Genomic DNA, 15,198 nt, shown 5'->3' with positions numbered 1-15,198 from the left:
GCTAGAAGGCTCCATGGCGCGAAACAACGGCCCTGAACGTCTTCAGGAGAATGGCAATGTCACCGGCTAGAGACCAGTTCTCTACGTAGTAGAGGTCAAGGCGAATAGTGTCTTCCCAAGAGAGCAGTGACCTCCCACTCACTTGCCAAAGGCCCGTTAAGCCTGGTCGGACCAGCAACCTTCGGAGCATGTATGTTTCGTAGGTTTCTACTTCGGAGGGGAGTGGAGGACGTGGACCAATGAGGCTCATGGTGCCGCCCAGTACATTGAAGAGCTGTGGGAGCTCGTCGATGCTGTATCTGCGAATGAACTTACCAACGCGTGTCACACGCGGATCAGACTTCATCTTGAACATGACGCCGTTGCCTTCGCTCAGACGTTGCAACTCCACCAGTTGCTCTTCGGCATCAATAACCATCGAGCGGAATTTAAGCATTTCAAAATGCTTGCCTGAAGTACCGACACGTTTCTGCCGAAAGAGAACGGGCCCGGAACTATCCAAACGGATCAGTATGGCCGTCATCAAAAGAAAAGGTGAGCTCAGGCAAATCAACAACGAAGCACCCACGAGATCAAATGTCCGTTTAGCTAGGCGTTTCCATCCACTGAGATTTGGTGTGGATACATGGATCAGGGGTAAACCCGCTAAGGGCTGTGTATGAATCCTAGGACCAGCCACGTCCGTAAGCGCGGGTGCCATGATCATGCGAATGTCCAAATCGGTGAGCGCCCACCCTAATTCACGGATTGTTCGTGGCGGGAGCGGAACTCCTGAAGAAAACGCAACGGCATCGGGGGCAGCATTTCGAATGGTGCGTATCAATTCTCCGGTCGATGCCTCATAGCCCAAATTGGGTAAGCCAAGCTTTGGGTCAATGGTCGTTCCCGGCGCGGCATGAGGGAGATACGTTGCTATTGGAAGGTAGCCGGCCATTGGCTGACTCTTAAGGGAACGCACTAGGTGCTCAACGCTGGTTACCCCTCCAATGACCATGACCGTCGCTGTACTTAGACCCCGTCTTCTTTCAATCCTAAGAAGACGCCTGACTAAAGCTCGAGCCGCTATCAGCCCTATGACACCTGCTGGGAGCGCTACACCTATGTATCCCCTTGCGGTGTCAAACTGGAAGCTGTAAGAAATTAACCCAACAAGCCCGAAGAGCCAGATGGAAGCACTCAGCAGACGTTTGAACTCTTCTGTTCCATACCCCATTACCTTCGGGTCACGGCTTCCCCATATTCCTAGCATTGCCCACCAGGCTGCTGCTAGGAATACGGAAATTGCCACATAAGGCTTTCCGTCCACACTTAGAAGACTTGAACTATCTGCGGAGCCAAAGCGAAATATGAGCGCCCCCGAAGTAGCCCATATGACGACAAGAGCGTCCACAACTGCCATTCGATTTTTATATCGCTGTCTCCAGTCCCGACGACTGTTTGAAAGCGCTATTTCAGTTTCCGAATGGGTGTCCGGCACATCAGTGACCATTGGTTGACAAATTTGGGTGTGATGACATCGCACCAGATGTTAGGGTGCGTTCTGTTCCTCCACTAGTCCCGATTTTTTTTGCTCTGCGTGAGAGGGGATGAGTTGAGGGTTCTGTCGGCTCGGGCGATGCATAAGAATAGTAGCTGTAGCCGTAGGAATCTGGACCCTTCGTGGGGATAAGGTTAAAGACAACTCCCAATATTTCAGCATCGACAAGCTTCAGTGCGGCTAGAGATCTCGTGAGCTCTGTCGTCTTGAGTTTGTTGGAGCCAACTACCACGACTACGCCCCCAACCTGCTGCGCTAAAACCGCGGAGTCCGTCACCGGCAACAAAGGGGATGCATCTATAACGACTACATCGAAAACGGATTCAAGGTGTGTGAGTAGGTCCTTCATGGCGGTGGAACCCAAAAGCTCACTCGGGTTCGGAGGCACTTGGCCAGATGTGAGCACCTGAAGGCCGTTGTCGCCCCACGGCTGCAGCAGGTCATCGACGGAAGCCTGGCCTATAAGGGCAGTAGTCAGTCCCGCAGCTCTTTCGAGGCCCAAGTAGTCGTCGACCCGCGGCCTTCGCAAATCCGCATCGACTAAGACCACGGACTGCCCCGCTTGGGCGAGTGCAATGGCTAGGTTCGTCGCGGTTGTACTCTTCCCCTCAGCAGGTAAGGACGACGTGACCAAGACAGAATTAGACTTTCTGTTGACTTGGGCAAATTGGAGGTTAGTCCGGATCTGACGAAATGATTCTGCACGGGGACTTTGCGCAGCAACCTGAGTCAGCAGCGGTTTCGTTTCGGCGTCTTTGTCGTAGGAAATCCCTCCTAGCAAAGGTGCATCGGTAACCTTACGCAGGTCAGATTCATTTCTAACTCGCTGGTCCAGAATGGACCGCAAAAGCGTCAATGCTAATCCGAGAATCAAACCAACAAAGACTCCAGCGGCAAGGTTTAGTTTGACATTTGGACTGGCTGGTTCTGACGGCGCTATTGCAGGCGTGATAACAGAAAGCTTCACAGGCGAGGCGCCGCCTTGGGATGTTCCCTCCAGATCTCCTACAACACGCACCAAACTGTCCCCAGTGGCTTGGGCAAGGGAAGCAGCGTCGACAGGTGACGCAGCCGACGCTGTAACAGTAATGAGAACGGTATTCAGGTCCGCAGAGGCTTGTACTTTTTCGGCTAAGCCAGCTGGGCTGACATCCAGTCCTAGTTCGTCGATGACGGGCTGTAATACGGCCGGCGTCTTTGCTGTCTTGACATACGACTGCACGCGTGCCTGGGTAAAGGTGTTTCCTTGCTGTAACTCACTGACGCTGCCCGAGTTCTGTATTGAAACGAACAGCTGAGTAGTAGCGGTGTACGTAGGTTTGGCGATCAGCGATACCAGTGCAGCTGTGAGTACTGCGATCAGAACGCATCCTACGGTCAACAGCCAATTTCGCCGCAAAATTCTGAGGTATTCGCGTATTTCCAAGTTCCTTTTACCTTTCAAAGGCTAGGCGGGGTGAGCGGACGCCCTCTGGAACATCATCGTTTTGACCTAGCAACAAAGCAAGATTAGGCCAGTTGGCTGATCCAGCCTAATCGCTGAAGCTTGGTATGAAGCGGCGCAGATCTAGGAAGAAGCGCACGCCCTTACTGGCAAGCACCCTTCTGGGATTGCATCAGACCGCTCCGTCCGTATCAGGATCTGCGCCTATGAGACTTCCCTTTTGTGCATGTACAGGTTCTCGCCTATAGTTAGCGAGCTGTAACGAAGGAAGATAGGATAGGGGACAAGCGTCGTGAAGAACAAAAGAGCGCGAGCCGTGCTTGCCGCGTCAACTGGAGGGCATCTGGCCCAGTTGCATCGCTTGCTCCCGCATCTCGATATCGCTGACGACCCGCTCTGGATTACTTTTGAGAATGCACAATCAAAATCGTTGTTGAAGGATGAAAAGCATGTTATGTATCTGCCATACATAGCATCGCGTGATTGGCGGACTGCAGGAAGAACTTTCAAACAGATCAGGAAAGAACTGCGGCGGCAGCCATATGATCTCGTATTCAGTACGGGTGCCGCCATTGCTGTTCCTGTATTTCTTGCGGCCGCGACGACGGGAATATCGAGATATTATCTTGAAAGCGTTTCGCGTTTTGATGGGCCCTCCCTCACCGGAAAAATTGTAGCCAAAATTCCTGGGACGCAGCTCTACACACAGCATTCCGGTTGGGCAAACAATCGATGGCGACTGGGCCCGTCAGTGTTAGATGAATACTACCTAGTTCCGGAGAATAAAAGCCAAAAAGACAGGCTCAAAATATTTGTCACGCTCGGTACCATTAAGCCCTATAGATTCGACCGTGCTATTGACGCAATCTTGGCCAATTTTGGCGCCCATGAAATTGTGTGGCAGCTGGGGGCAACCTCCCGGACCGATATCACAGGGTATTCCACAGAAATGATGGATGCTGCGGAATTCGACTTCCATGTTGAAACTTCTGATGTGGTCATAACTCATGCCGGTGTTGGTTCAGCGCTTAGAATTATGGACTTGGGTAAAACGCCGGTACTAGTGACGCGGCATAAGGCCTATGGGGAACATGTCGACGACCACCAAGAGCAAATAACAAGGGAACTTACGCGTAGGGGCTTAGGCTACGAGCTGGAGCTTGCCAACGTGAACCCTGGAGTTCTGGGAAGCGCGATGGTTTCAAAGCCAGTGCTAGGATTGCCCACAAAAGAATATGACTTACAGGCAACGAACTAGTCAGAAAACTTCAGTTGGAATGCCACATTGGGAAGTACCCTGCCGTATCAATCCTTGGATAAATACTAGAAAGAGTGGATGACCTGCAAAGTTTTGACAAGCAAAGGGTGGAACTGGCACCTGCGGTAAAAGAAACACACGCCCCCGATTCGATTACCACTCTCGCGCTGGTATTATTGTGGGTTGTTCAATGTTGCTACATTATAGCCTATAATAATCTCTCCTCAGTGGCTAGTTTGTTGTCCATCGGTGTTTCCTCCCTGTTCTTTGTGTTCACATATTTTTCCATAGTGTTTAATTTGAGGTTCGGCGCGAGGTTAATAGCGCTTATTGGTACGTTCGTAATAATTACCCTAATTCTCGCTTCTACTGGAGATAATCCCGCAAACTTCGGCCCCCTGTCTCGATATTGTATTTCCTTGGCAGCACTAGGAGCTTTTGCATTTGCTCGGGTGGGCGATCATCGTCGTTTTCTAAGTTTAGGCGCGACAGTCCTTCTCCTTTATGCGGTGGTGGTCGCCGTAACATCAGGGCCGCTTACCTATTCCGGAGTAGCCCGGTTCGCCCCATTTTTTGGTGGCGAAACGGCAGTGCATAGTTCATCCATCACTATGGTGGCGCTGGTCATTATTCTGTGGTGTTCGCCGTGGCCCCTCCTGGCGAGGGCACCACTTTGCATGATTGGAACTGTGCTTTGTGCCGGCTACGGAGTAACTACTGCTTTGCTGATGCTAGTGATGTTTCTTGCTGCTGTGGCGTTCGACCACTATAACTTGAGCTTTAAATGGACGGGGGCAGTGGCCGCAGTCGTGATCCCAATCGGTGCAGCGTGGCGCGACAGTACCCAGGTTGCTGGCGGAGACGTGGCGTCGCTAGGTATCGGTTCGCTTGGATCCGGGCGTCTGGACTCCTGGATAGAACGTATCGACATATTCATTAACAGCGATTTGATAGCCAAGCTGTTGGGGGGAGGGCCCTACAGCGACTTCAGGACTACGTCTTTGTGGTGGTGGAGTGAGAAGGGGGCACATTCGGATGTAATGACTGTGTTGATGGAATTTGGCCTCATAGGCATATTAGCGTTGGCAATGTATCTGATTTATCTATACATGAACATCTCAAACAAGGGCCGTGCTGCACTTATTGCTATCGTGGCCGGGATGACCCTAAGCAATGCCCTGCTGGACCGTCCTACTGTGGCTATGGTATGGGGCCTCGCGATTTACTCAGCATCGCTCCGGCTGCCTAATAGGGACGCACCGCCGATGCGGGCCGGCCAGTTTGGGCAAGAAAGTTTGCGCCCGGGCGCCAGCTCACTAGAGGTTCCTTGCCGCGGCAATGTTCTCAAGAGGTAATGGCATTCTGCCGTTACGGAAGTCTGAATTTGTGGTGGCGTAACACTTTTGTTTTTTGCCACTGTGTCTTCAGAAGAAGCAGCGGCCGCCGAAGTTCCGGGCGTTCGCTTCGTGCCTACTGCTCCCTGGTTCTGCACTACTAATAGGCTTTGCCCTGCCTATGCTGGTACCGCCCCAATCTTCGTGGATGGCGCCCACATGACCCCGGAGTATTCCGCCAAGCTGGCTCCAGTAATAGGTGAGAAGCTTCTGGGGCAAGTGGGAACATAACTTCGCCAGCAACCGGTCTCTTATACATATCTTCACCGTTGTCGAACGCGCAAGGGACCTGGGGAGTTTGGTCGTGCGGGAGAAAAGTCAACTCGACGCTCGGATAAGCGTCATCCCGGCTGTTTCTTTGTGCGACCAGAGAAGCAGGCAATGAACGGAACAGCTCCGAGACACAGCTGTGTCGGCCGTGGCCGTCGTGGTGTTGCGGACCTAGAATCCTTGACACCCGCAATCAGAAGTCTCAGCGATGATGCCGTCCAGCACCTTAACCATATCCATGGCGTTAAACGATCTGCGGCATTATCGCCGGGGCGGTACGGGTGTATACGTCGGTATCATTGAAAAACCGGGGTGACCTTGCGGAACGCCGATCGGTTCTAGCTCAGGCTTTTGCAAGCGAGTCGTTCGGAAGCCCGGGACTTCTCCGCCCCCATGAGTTACGGCACGGCGGTGGGGTTCGGGGCTCAGAATTTATCCTTATCCACCTCGTTGAGGATGTCAATGACGAGTTCCTTCTCTGCCAGCAGCCCCTTGAGCCGGGCATTCTTATTTCCAGCTCTTTTGTCCGCTTGGCCCCATCGGCGTTCTTCTCGAAAGATACTGGTTCAGCCACGAGTACCGGGTCGCTTCGGTGCCTGGAGTTGCGTAAGGACTTCGATGAGCGGGTATCCGTTATTCAGCGTTTTCTTGCCCTGCCGGACTTTGGCGATGACCTGCTCGGGGGTGTGTTTGCGTGCCATGATTCGTGAAATTCTTCTTGTGTGCATTCTCAGACACGAAACTCGCATAAACGGTGGACTTCTATCTGGGAGCCCAGCCAGCATGACTCCGTACGAGGTACCGTTTGGACATGACCAGCTTGTTGTCTAAGACCCCTTTGTGGCACGGGGCAGAATCGCTCTCATCGTCAAAAAGCGGCACTCCGTAAGAGCCACTGTAGAGTCATTGGCACCCTGGAATTAATCTTCCCTTCTCCGTTGGGAAGGGGTGCCTCCGATGGGCTCTTTTTGGCATGAATCTAGGTTGGGTGCTGAGTTCGCGCGCCCAATGCGTTGGCAGTTGCTACACCCCATGAGTTGACGGGGACGACCCAGCGTCTAAATGCCGGTTCGTCGCCGCCAGCCTCGACGGACAGCGTTTAGGTGGGATGAATCGGATTGCTCGCCCTTATAACAGTCAACGAATTTCGGCGATCTTCACCATGAGAGGGGTCTGTCCGATGACAGCCGTGGTAACGGACGCAATAGAACTGATCCGTATTCGTGGCATCTACAACGACGGAAGCTCCCAATACCCACCCAGAATCTGATCGAGATCCTTAGGCCGGTAGGGCTTTGCACCCCCAGCAGGATAGGGAGTCATCTCGCCAAACCAAATTTTCCCGTTGTTCCTGTATAGATCTACACGCATAAAGTCATAGCCCTCCCCAATAATAGAAGCTATTTCTAACATTTCGTCCAGATTGTCGGGGCGTTCCTCTGCCGGCCCCAGGGGAATGCTGTTGTGATAAGCAAGTGCGTCCCATTCCGGTGTGTACATTCTGCGAGTCGGGCTCCCAAAACGGTTGATATCCACGTGTATTAGACGCACCTTGCCATCAAACACGTAAAACTTATAATCAGGAAGAGGGGATCGTCCATCACCGATCATCTCCTCGAGTACATATTCTTTTGCGGCCCGGCTATATGCCCACTCGCCCAGGACGCTGAAATTGAAGTCCTTCAACCAGGTCCTAGTCTTTGCTTTCAGCGTGTCGACGTCAATCGCCGAGTAACCCCCCAGAATTACCTGACCGCTACTATGGTTCGGCTTCAGAATCCAGGGAACGTTAATGTCTAGGGTTGCAAGCTCGTCGAGATTACGCCCATGCCAGATGGTCTTTGGTACCAAAACGGCACTCGCCTTCGATGCTGCATACTCTTTCATCTTAACTTTATCGCAAGTAAAAGCAATCGACTCGCGACGGTCGTTGAGGATGCGCCAGTTAATCTTCTCAGAAAAAAGCGATGGTGACCTAAGGTTGGGCAGGCGCTTGTACGCGCGCAAATAGATCATTTTTCGGCGAGCTGAGAGTGGAAGAAACCTCAGAGGTTGGTAAAACGCCTGACGGGCAAGGTGCTTAATCATAGTTTTTCTGTCTCCATATCGTGCATCGGCATACTAATACTCTTCAACAGTCGACGAGTTAGTACCAAAAGTACGATTCCTCGTCCGATCTCCATTATTAGGGCAAACGTGGCCATATGAACCGACACTCCATCGAAGTAGAAGACTCCATAGACCAGTGTGATCGAAGCTTGGACAGCGGCAATGATCCAGAATGCCTGTCCGGAGCCTGCCATCGCCAGAACCCCGTGGCATAGTCCGGTTACAGAGTTAACGCACGCTGCAGCGGCGAGGACTATTGCAGTCGCCCACGCACCAGCGTATTCCGGACCCATCAATAGCTGTGTTCGTTCGGGCCCAGCCAGAAGGAGTCCAATGAGTATAAAAAGCGCAGGAATAACTCCAAGGAAAACGGCAGAAACCAGTTCCCGGAGGAGCTGGCGCGTATCACCTCGTTTTATGTGTCCTTTGACTCGGGGAAATAGAACCGCTGTCGCTGAAGCAGACGCTAATGTCGCCGCAGAATGAATTCTCTGACCGATTTCATAGGATGCGGCTTGCGTGATAGAGGCAGCTCCGACGAACATGATTGGCGCACGTGAAGAAAGTACGCTCAGCCCTGATCCAGCACCTAAAGGTACAACCTGCTTCCAGTCTCGACGGGTCAGCCTTTTTTGTTTCCCTTTCTGGCGAAAGTCTGACCGAAGGAGCGCAGACATCACGGCGGATAAGAGCACAATTGAGGCGCACTGGCCCGCAATAAACAGATGAGGAGCCCAAGTGTGGCTTGCAATGAGAAAGCCTATTGCGGCTGAGGGAAGAACTATGGCATCGAGGGTTTGGCCAAGCATCAGTTGGCCACGAGCGCGAAGCTGACATGACCAGAGTCGTTGTAGTGCCGATGCGAAGACGACTAGTGGAATTGCATAAGCCATCTGAATGTCGAGAGATCCAATTGAATCGAGCCATATTCCGCCGGCGAACAGCAATATTGTTACGGGAATCAAAACCCAGAGGAGGCTTTGGAGGATTCCCTTACTACGCAGTCCAAATTCTGCTTGTGAGTCTTCCCAAAGAGATGGAAGTTCACGCAGAATATAAAGATCAAGACCTAGCGTTCCACCGACGCGTGCCATAATAGCTGCACTCCAGAGAATGGCGTTTTGCCCGACATCGTGAACGGGGAAAAGAGCCACAGCAAGTGCCACGAGGATAAGCTGGAGCGCAGCGCCACCGACACGAATCAATAGTACGCTAAAGCTTCGCGAGAATTGACTATTTTTTCTTCGCATGACTCCACTGATCTACTATGGATGCGCTCATACGTTCGCTTGTGTACTTCTGCAGCCACTGGACGCGACCACGAGACCCATATTCCACTGCCTGTTTGAAGTTGCAAAGTTCTGTCATGCTGCGCATTAGTGCGTCCGTATCACCGGGTGGAATAAGGATCCCATCTAGGTTATCTCGAACTACTTCTGGTATTCCTCCAACGCGTGTTGCTATAACCGCAGTGGAGACTGACATGGACTCCAGGACGGTTAGAGGCATGTTTTCAAAGTGTGACGGGAGGACTACCGCCCACGCTGCAGCCATTTTAGCGAGTGTCTCCGTATTTTCGCGCCAACCAAGCTGACTTATATTTTCAGAGCCTTTGTTGAGTTCATTAGATACTAATGAATCGATTTCGCTCCCAATCAGTATTAATTTGGCGTTCAGCTCCATAGGTAGCGCACGGAAGGCTCTAATGAGCTCGGGCACGCCCTTGGCCTTGGTGAGCCGGCCTGCATAAACAAATGTGGGGGTCTGAGACTTCTGGGCAGTCCTAGCCAGGGGTTCTCCTGGATCTGCTGTTCCGTTAGGGATCACGGTTATTTTAGCGGTGCTAACTTTCAACTGGTTCGAGATAAATTTGCTCCAGCCCGGTGTTAGTGCAATGACCGTTTCAGCGTGCTGGAAATAGGACAGAACCAAGCGTAATTGCCAAGGATGGAGGCTCTGTAGGAACCCAGCATAGCCCCCGCCGTGCAAGTGGATAATGTATGGAATCCGGAGTGTTCGTGAGACGAGGCTAAAGATAATGTTGCGGTAGGTGCTTCCGTTTGATGCGGTATTAAAGTGGACGATTTCGGACCGTCCCATATGGACGAGTGCACCGAAGAAGCTTCGCAAGCTTGGCGTTCCGGAAGGGTCTTTTTTTCCAAGTGGGTTCAGAAAGTTGACTTTGATTTCATGTTGGGCATCACACCATGAGTCAAGCAAAGTCATTACTTGTGCTATGCCACCCGGTGTGCCTGGCGGATCGCCAATAACGAGAACTTTCAATTTTCCTCACTCTGACAGCTGTGGTTCGCCCAGGAAGATTTCAGAAAGAAGCTGTCCATCAGTCGTCGCTGCTCGTCACCGTTACTGATGCATGTATTGGTCAGTAGGCCATGACCGGATTCGAGCATGCCCAAAAATAGTTTAGAGCTTATCCTTGTATGCGCCAAATAATGCGATCAAGAGAGCTGGGCGTCTAATACTGTGTTATACACTGGGTAAACTTTTGGTTAGGGGGAACCGGCTTGTACTTCGTGGTCAGTAATCTTTTACAGTGGGTCGAATGATGCCTTAGAGCAGCATCTTGACTTTGGCGCTAGCAACCGGAGGCCGGAGTGTGCGGGTCCCAGTGGGGCAGCAAGAATCAATGTGTATTGCACTGTATGATCCGGCGGTTGAACTTGTATGCGAGGTGGTGGACATGCTCGCGTTGTTCGGTTCAGGAGTCTTCGTTTGCACTCTCCACGAAGAGCCGATCTGCGGCTTTGCAATTGGCGTGTCAAGGAGGGCGGTTTAGCCAAGTAACTCCACTCGGAACGTTGTGCCGGCATGAAGCTCCGACTCGAACGTGATCCGCCCGCCGTGGGCCTCCACAATGGACTTGGTGATGACCAGGCCGAGGCCCACGCCGGGAATGGCAGCCTTCTTCACCTGCCCGGTCCGGAAGAACTTGGTGAACACCTCCAGCTGATCTTCAGGACTCATACCCATGCCGTCATCGGTGACTTCCAAAACCACCGAGTCCGGCTCCGCCCAGGCCCGTACGGTGACTGCACCGCCGTCGGGGGAGTACTTGATGGCATTGGAGAGCAGGTTGTCCAGCACCTGCAGGATCCGTCCGGAATCCACCCGCACCGGCAGGGCGCCGGGGATCTCACTGCTCAGCTGAATGTCGGCGGCTTCGGCCCTCGGGTCGGCTGAATCCACAGCAGTCCGGACGAGCTCCGCCAGGTCTTCATTGGATTTCCTCAGGTTCATCACTCCCGAGGCCGTGGTCAGCAGGTCCGAGACAAGGGTGAGCAACCGCTCGGCATTGCGCTGCGCCACGAGCAGTCCGGTCCGGACGGGGCCCTGCAGATTCTGTTCCTCGGCGTCGTCGACCGCCAGATCAAGGTAACCGATGATTGAAGTTAGGGGCGTGCGGAGCTCATGCGAGACGCTGGAGACAAAGTCTTCCTTGGCGTTCAGCGCGTTGACCACGTCGGTGACGTCGCTGTAGGCCAAAACCGTGCCGGCAAACGTGTCGTTGTCGCGCAGCGCCCGCGCGCAGACAGCCAGTGCCCGTTGGTCCTTTCCTGTTCCTACCCAGATGATCACGTCGGAGAAGGACTCTTCCCGCATCGCCCGTTGGGTGGGACGCTGCGCCAGGGTCAACGGCGTTACCTGATCCAGGCCGAAAAGCAGAGCGCGGTCGTCTGGGTCGTCGGAGTCGGCAGTTCCAGCCAGCCCGGCTAAGGCGTAATTGGTTCTCTGGCGGCTGTTCATCAAAAGGATCCGGCCGTCGGCAGCCAATGCGGTCACGCCGACGTCGACAGTCTCCAGGACGCCGTTGAGCAGCTGGGTACGCATCCGGCTTTCCTGCAGGCTGTCCTGAAGACCCTTCTCAGCCTCCAGGAGGCGCTTGTGCTGGGAGGTGGTGTCTCTTTCCACAATCGTCACGGTGTTGAAGATTGCCAGCATGATGAACGGAATCAACAACGGACTGGCCAAATCCCTGACGGACTCCACGCCGCTGCTGATGGCCGGCGTCCATACGACCAGGAGCGTGCCGGCAAAACTCAGCAAGGCGCCAAGATGGGTGGCTACCCCGGACCATGCCAGCCAGAAGACCGGAAAGACGCACAGGAGGGTGAGGCCTGTAACAGTGTTCCGCCCACCGGTGTAGAGGAAGCCGATGGCGGAGAAATCCACCAGCGGAATCACCCAGTAAGCCGGTACAAACAACCGGTCCCAGGGTACGGCGAAGGCTGCCGCGGTGGTGACGGCGAGCAGCAGCAATCCGAGCTGAAAGGCATCTTCGGAAAAAGCCGCCGGACTGACCGCGGCGACAAGGAACAGGGTAACCAACACGGACAGCACCAGCGGCAGCTGGCTGGCGGCCACCCGGAGGCGCAGCGACAATGCATGGAATTCGTTCGAAATTCCCACCAGTGCCAGAGCGCGGCGCTCAAAACTGGACAAAAATTGGACCCCCGGAATCCTCATGGCTGTAGCTGTGATTATAGGGGGAGCCTGTAGTATCTCTGGTAAGGGGAGCGGGTTATCAGAAGGTCTCGCAGGACGGAAATTCAGCAGCATATGGAAACACAGCGCGTTGCAGTCATCATTGAGGACGACAAGGACATCCGCGATCTGCTAAACGCGGTATTGCAGCAGTCCGGATTTATCGTTTTCACCGCACCCAACGGCACCGAGGGTGTGGACGCGGTCCGGACGCACAACCCCACGGTGGTGACCCTGGATCTGGGTCTGCCGGATATTGACGGTTTTGAAGTGATCCGTCAGCTGCGCCTGTTCTCCGACGCCTACATTGTGATGCTCACGGCCCGCGCCGAGGAGCTGGACACCCTAATGGGCCTGGAAGCCGGGGCCGATGACTACATCACCAAGCCCTTCCGCCCGCGCGAACTGCGGGCCCGCATCTCCGCGATGCTGCGCCGCCCCCGCTCGAGTGAGGAAACCGCCGCTGCTGCGCCCGCTCCCGCAGTCCCGGAGGCAGCAGATGCCCCCGCGCAGCCCGCGATGCCGGCCGCTGCGGCTGCCGCTCCCGCTGAAGCGGGCGGCAAAGAGTCCGGTCATTTCCTGCACAACGGCCTGAGCCTGGACTTCGGCACCCGGACCACCGAGGTGGACGGTGCGCCGGTGGATTTGACCCGCACCGAATTTGAACTGCTGTACGCCGTGCTGGAAAGCGGCCGCCGGGTGCGCACCAAAACCGACCTGGTGCGCCGGTTGCGCGGCGACGAGTACGACGCCGGCGGGTTCATCAGCGAGGCCGACGAACGCACGGTTGAAGTCCACATCGGCAACGTCCGGCGCAAGCTCGGCGACGACTCCCGCTCACCGCGCTGGCTGGAAACAGTCCGCGGCGTCGGCTACCGGCTCGCTCCGTCCCGCTAATCGACCTTAGGAATGCGCGCTGGCTGCCATTTCTCACAGTACCTTTGGGCGGCATGCCTTCGTCTCCGAGGTCGGTGGCTACATATTCCCAAAGGCGAGATACCGGTTAAATCTGTCAAGCTGGAGCGTCGGTAGGAAAAACGGCTTTACGTTGTTCCTGCCGACGCTCGAAGTCGTGCATCACTGATACATAGAACCTGGCTTCAAACGGGTGATGGACCACAGCGGCGCCCCGTCTGGCCTGGACTACAGGTGGAGGCTACGTGACCAGTGGTCACTGTCGGTTGTGGCCTTATCGATTGACCCACTAGGGATGCGAAGTCAGCCCGACTAAATGGGGATCCGTGGCATCCGTTGTGGGCCTCTGTTCGCCGACGCTCGGATCATCCGGGGCTATTTGCCCTTTGACATTGCCGTGGTTCGCACCTTCCACAATACCTTGAGAGCTATGTGGTGAGCGCGTCTTGTTCGTGATCGCGCAGGAACTCGTCTGCCCAATCCTTCCTCGCGGGTGTATCTGCATGGGTTGCAGAACCCACACGGTTTTCCATCCAAAAGAGGGCTAAAGCAAAACCATGTCATCTCCATAATGTCATCGAATTCATACTTTTCGGCGAAGTGTTGCATTTCGATTTTAGTCATATCGAAAATTGGAAATTCAAAGTTGGCGAAGGCGGTTAGATCCGGGTCAGAGGTTCCGGCGACACTGTATGAACCCGTTCCGGTCGGGCGAATCTCTGCGCCTAGCACATTATGGAACTTATCATCCCGGTGAACGCCGAGCTCAAGGGTTACCTGCTGGCTGCGAGCCAGACGGGCTAGCCATTCGTACTGTCTACCCAAGGTATACCGGGATGCTACTCGCTCGTATGCGGAAGTCACCTCTGTGTCAGCAGGAATGTCTTCGATCTTAAAGATCTTCGTCGGAAGGAAGCGCTCAGCCACTGAAGGGTCCTTGGCCTCCAGAGCTTCTCGAATTTCCTTCATCGCTTGAAGTTCCCGCTTCGTCGACCGACGTCCGGAATCCATTACATACCACGGCTGTACGGTTGCTGACTGATTTAAAAGCAGATCAATCACACGATAGGTCGAGTCCCATCCGGACGTCCAGAGAACATTTAGTGTTAGTTGGCGTGACACGTTTCCCCCAAGAATTTATATTGTCTTCCAAAAATTATACTTGCTCTTACACGCACGTATGGTTCTCGTTCGGTCTACCCGCGTGACTAGGGAAATGAATACGAAAGAGGCTTACCCCTCCGTCTGCAGTCGGCAACTTTGCAGGAGCAGATGACGCAAGCCCGCTCCCCAATGAGGTTTGGTTACCTCAGAAACTCCTTGGCCCGACAGCAGCGTCTTCAGTCGGCATCCTGCCGCGTAAAACGGTTCCACTCCTGCATATTGGTGGCCACATGCTGCTTGAACACAGGGCGAACTCACAGCCAACCAGTGGGCCCGTCGCGCTCGGGCACAGAAGCCGGCGTGATGTGTGCCGAGGGAGGGATCCAGTATCTCCAGTGCGGGCAGCGCAGCGCGCAGTACGTCTTGCTTCTCCACCCAAGACTGCTCGAAGAATCCTAGCCACGGATTGTGGTCGAGCCGCGCCAGCTCGTCGTACCATCCACAATCCGGGCCAGTCATCGGTCTCCGCGACCGCCATGGCGGGCAGAGCGGTGATCGCGGCCGATTCTTCAAACTCACCGAACCTTTCCCTGGTCAGCGACAGTCACATGAGGGACACGTCCATAGCCCTCTTCTGCAGGCGGCAGCAGTGCTGGCGCCGTGC

At 54.3% G+C, this 15,198-nt stretch carries 11 protein-coding genes and 1 pseudogene; 4 read left to right on the top strand and 8 right to left on the bottom strand.

The genetic code is table 11. The features are described from left to right. Position 1 precedes the first annotated feature (1 nt). Together ACIQXM_RS01255 and ACIQXM_RS01250 are read right to left on the bottom strand one after the other, a co-directional pair. The gene (locus ACIQXM_RS01255; protein ID WP_400927700.1) at positions 2 to 1,399 is read right to left on the bottom strand and encodes a sugar transferase; all 1,398 of its coding nucleotides are present in this window, start codon (positions 1,397 to 1,399) and stop codon (positions 2 to 4) included. 79 nt (positions 1,400 to 1,478) lie between these two features. Further along, positions 1,479 to 2,963, bottom strand: a complete 1,485-nt coding sequence (locus ACIQXM_RS01250; RefSeq protein WP_400926418.1) for a polysaccharide biosynthesis tyrosine autokinase — start codon at positions 2,961 to 2,963, stop codon at positions 1,479 to 1,481. Positions 2,964 to 3,273: 310 nt separating this feature from the next. Here ACIQXM_RS01250 and ACIQXM_RS01245 point away from each other — a divergent pair, with 310 nt between their 5' ends. The 3 genes from ACIQXM_RS01245 to ACIQXM_RS01235 all read left to right on the top strand — a co-directional run bounded on the left by ACIQXM_RS01245 (position 3,274) and on the right by ACIQXM_RS01235 (position 5,864). After that, positions 3,274 to 4,239 (top strand): glycosyltransferase, encoded by a 966-nt coding sequence (locus ACIQXM_RS01245; protein ID WP_400926415.1) that lies wholly within the window; start codon positions 3,274 to 3,276, stop codon positions 4,237 to 4,239. A gap of 74 nt (positions 4,240 to 4,313) precedes the next feature. Continuing rightward, positions 4,314 to 5,594, top strand: coding sequence for a hypothetical protein (locus tag ACIQXM_RS01240; RefSeq protein ID WP_400926412.1), 1,281 nt, complete (start codon positions 4,314 to 4,316; stop codon positions 5,592 to 5,594). 63 nt (positions 5,595 to 5,657) lie between these two features. Further along, positions 5,658 to 5,864 (top strand): SGNH hydrolase domain-containing protein, encoded by a 207-nt coding sequence (locus ACIQXM_RS01235; RefSeq protein ID WP_400927697.1) that lies wholly within the window; start codon positions 5,658 to 5,660, stop codon positions 5,862 to 5,864. Between the two features lie 380 nt (positions 5,865 to 6,244). Here the strand turns inward: ACIQXM_RS01235 and ACIQXM_RS01230 are convergent. The 5 genes and pseudogenes from ACIQXM_RS01230 to ACIQXM_RS01210 all read right to left on the bottom strand — a co-directional run. Next, positions 6,245 to 6,604: pseudogene (locus ACIQXM_RS01230) on the bottom strand (transposase); the annotation flags it as partial. 529 nt (positions 6,605 to 7,133) lie between these two features. Then, entirely contained in the window at positions 7,134 to 7,991 is an 858-nt protein-coding gene (locus ACIQXM_RS01225; protein WP_400926409.1) for an ATP-grasp fold amidoligase family protein, read from the bottom strand. After that, a complete protein-coding gene (locus ACIQXM_RS01220) occupies positions 7,988 to 9,262 on the bottom strand; it encodes a lipopolysaccharide biosynthesis protein (RefSeq protein WP_400926406.1) in 1,275 nt (424 codons plus the stop codon). The genes ACIQXM_RS01225 and ACIQXM_RS01220 overlap by 4 nt, the downstream gene beginning before the upstream one ends. Then, positions 9,246 to 10,295, bottom strand: a complete 1,050-nt coding sequence (locus ACIQXM_RS01215; protein ID WP_400926403.1) for a glycosyltransferase family 4 protein — start codon at positions 10,293 to 10,295, stop codon at positions 9,246 to 9,248. Before ACIQXM_RS01215 ends, ACIQXM_RS01220 begins: the two co-directional genes overlap by 17 nt. Before the next feature lie 510 nt (positions 10,296 to 10,805). Beyond that, positions 10,806 to 12,473: a sensor histidine kinase gene (locus ACIQXM_RS01210; RefSeq protein ID WP_400926400.1), complete on the bottom strand. Its 1,668-nt coding sequence runs from the start codon at positions 12,471 to 12,473 to the stop codon at positions 10,806 to 10,808. Between the two features lie 117 nt (positions 12,474 to 12,590). On the opposite strand from ACIQXM_RS01210, the gene ACIQXM_RS01205 reads away from it, so the two are divergent. After that, the gene (locus tag ACIQXM_RS01205; RefSeq protein ID WP_400926397.1) at positions 12,591 to 13,412 is read left to right on the top strand and encodes a response regulator transcription factor; all 822 of its coding nucleotides are present in this window, start codon (positions 12,591 to 12,593) and stop codon (positions 13,410 to 13,412) included. 393 nt (positions 13,413 to 13,805) lie between these two features. Here ACIQXM_RS01205 and ACIQXM_RS01200 read toward each other — a convergent pair whose 3' ends face one another. Beyond that, positions 13,806 to 14,492: a 7-cyano-7-deazaguanine synthase gene (locus ACIQXM_RS01200; RefSeq protein WP_400926394.1), complete on the bottom strand. Its 687-nt coding sequence runs from the start codon at positions 14,490 to 14,492 to the stop codon at positions 13,806 to 13,808. Positions 14,493 to 15,198 lie beyond the last annotated feature (706 nt).

Source organism: Arthrobacter sp. NPDC097144, from assembly GCF_044762205.1.
Taxonomy (GTDB): Bacteria; Actinomycetota; Actinomycetes; order Actinomycetales; family Micrococcaceae; genus Arthrobacter_B.
The sequence above is the reverse complement of the archived record's forward strand: the minus strand, read 5'-3'. Positions and strand labels throughout refer to the sequence as shown.

Coding starts and splice junctions, on each gene's coding strand:
- ACIQXM_RS01255 (WP_400927700.1), bottom strand. CDS start 1,399: ATGGCAGTTGTGGACGCTCTTGTCGTCATATGGGCTACTTCGGGGGCG.
- ACIQXM_RS01205 (WP_400926397.1), top strand. CDS start 12,591: ATGGAAACACAGCGCGTTGCAGTCATCATTGAGGACGACAAGGACATC.
- ACIQXM_RS01225 (WP_400926409.1), bottom strand. CDS start 7,991: ATGATTAAGCACCTTGCCCGTCAGGCGTTTTACCAACCTCTGAGGTTT.
- ACIQXM_RS01220 (WP_400926406.1), bottom strand. CDS start 9,262: ATGCGAAGAAAAAATAGTCAATTCTCGCGAAGCTTTAGCGTACTATTG.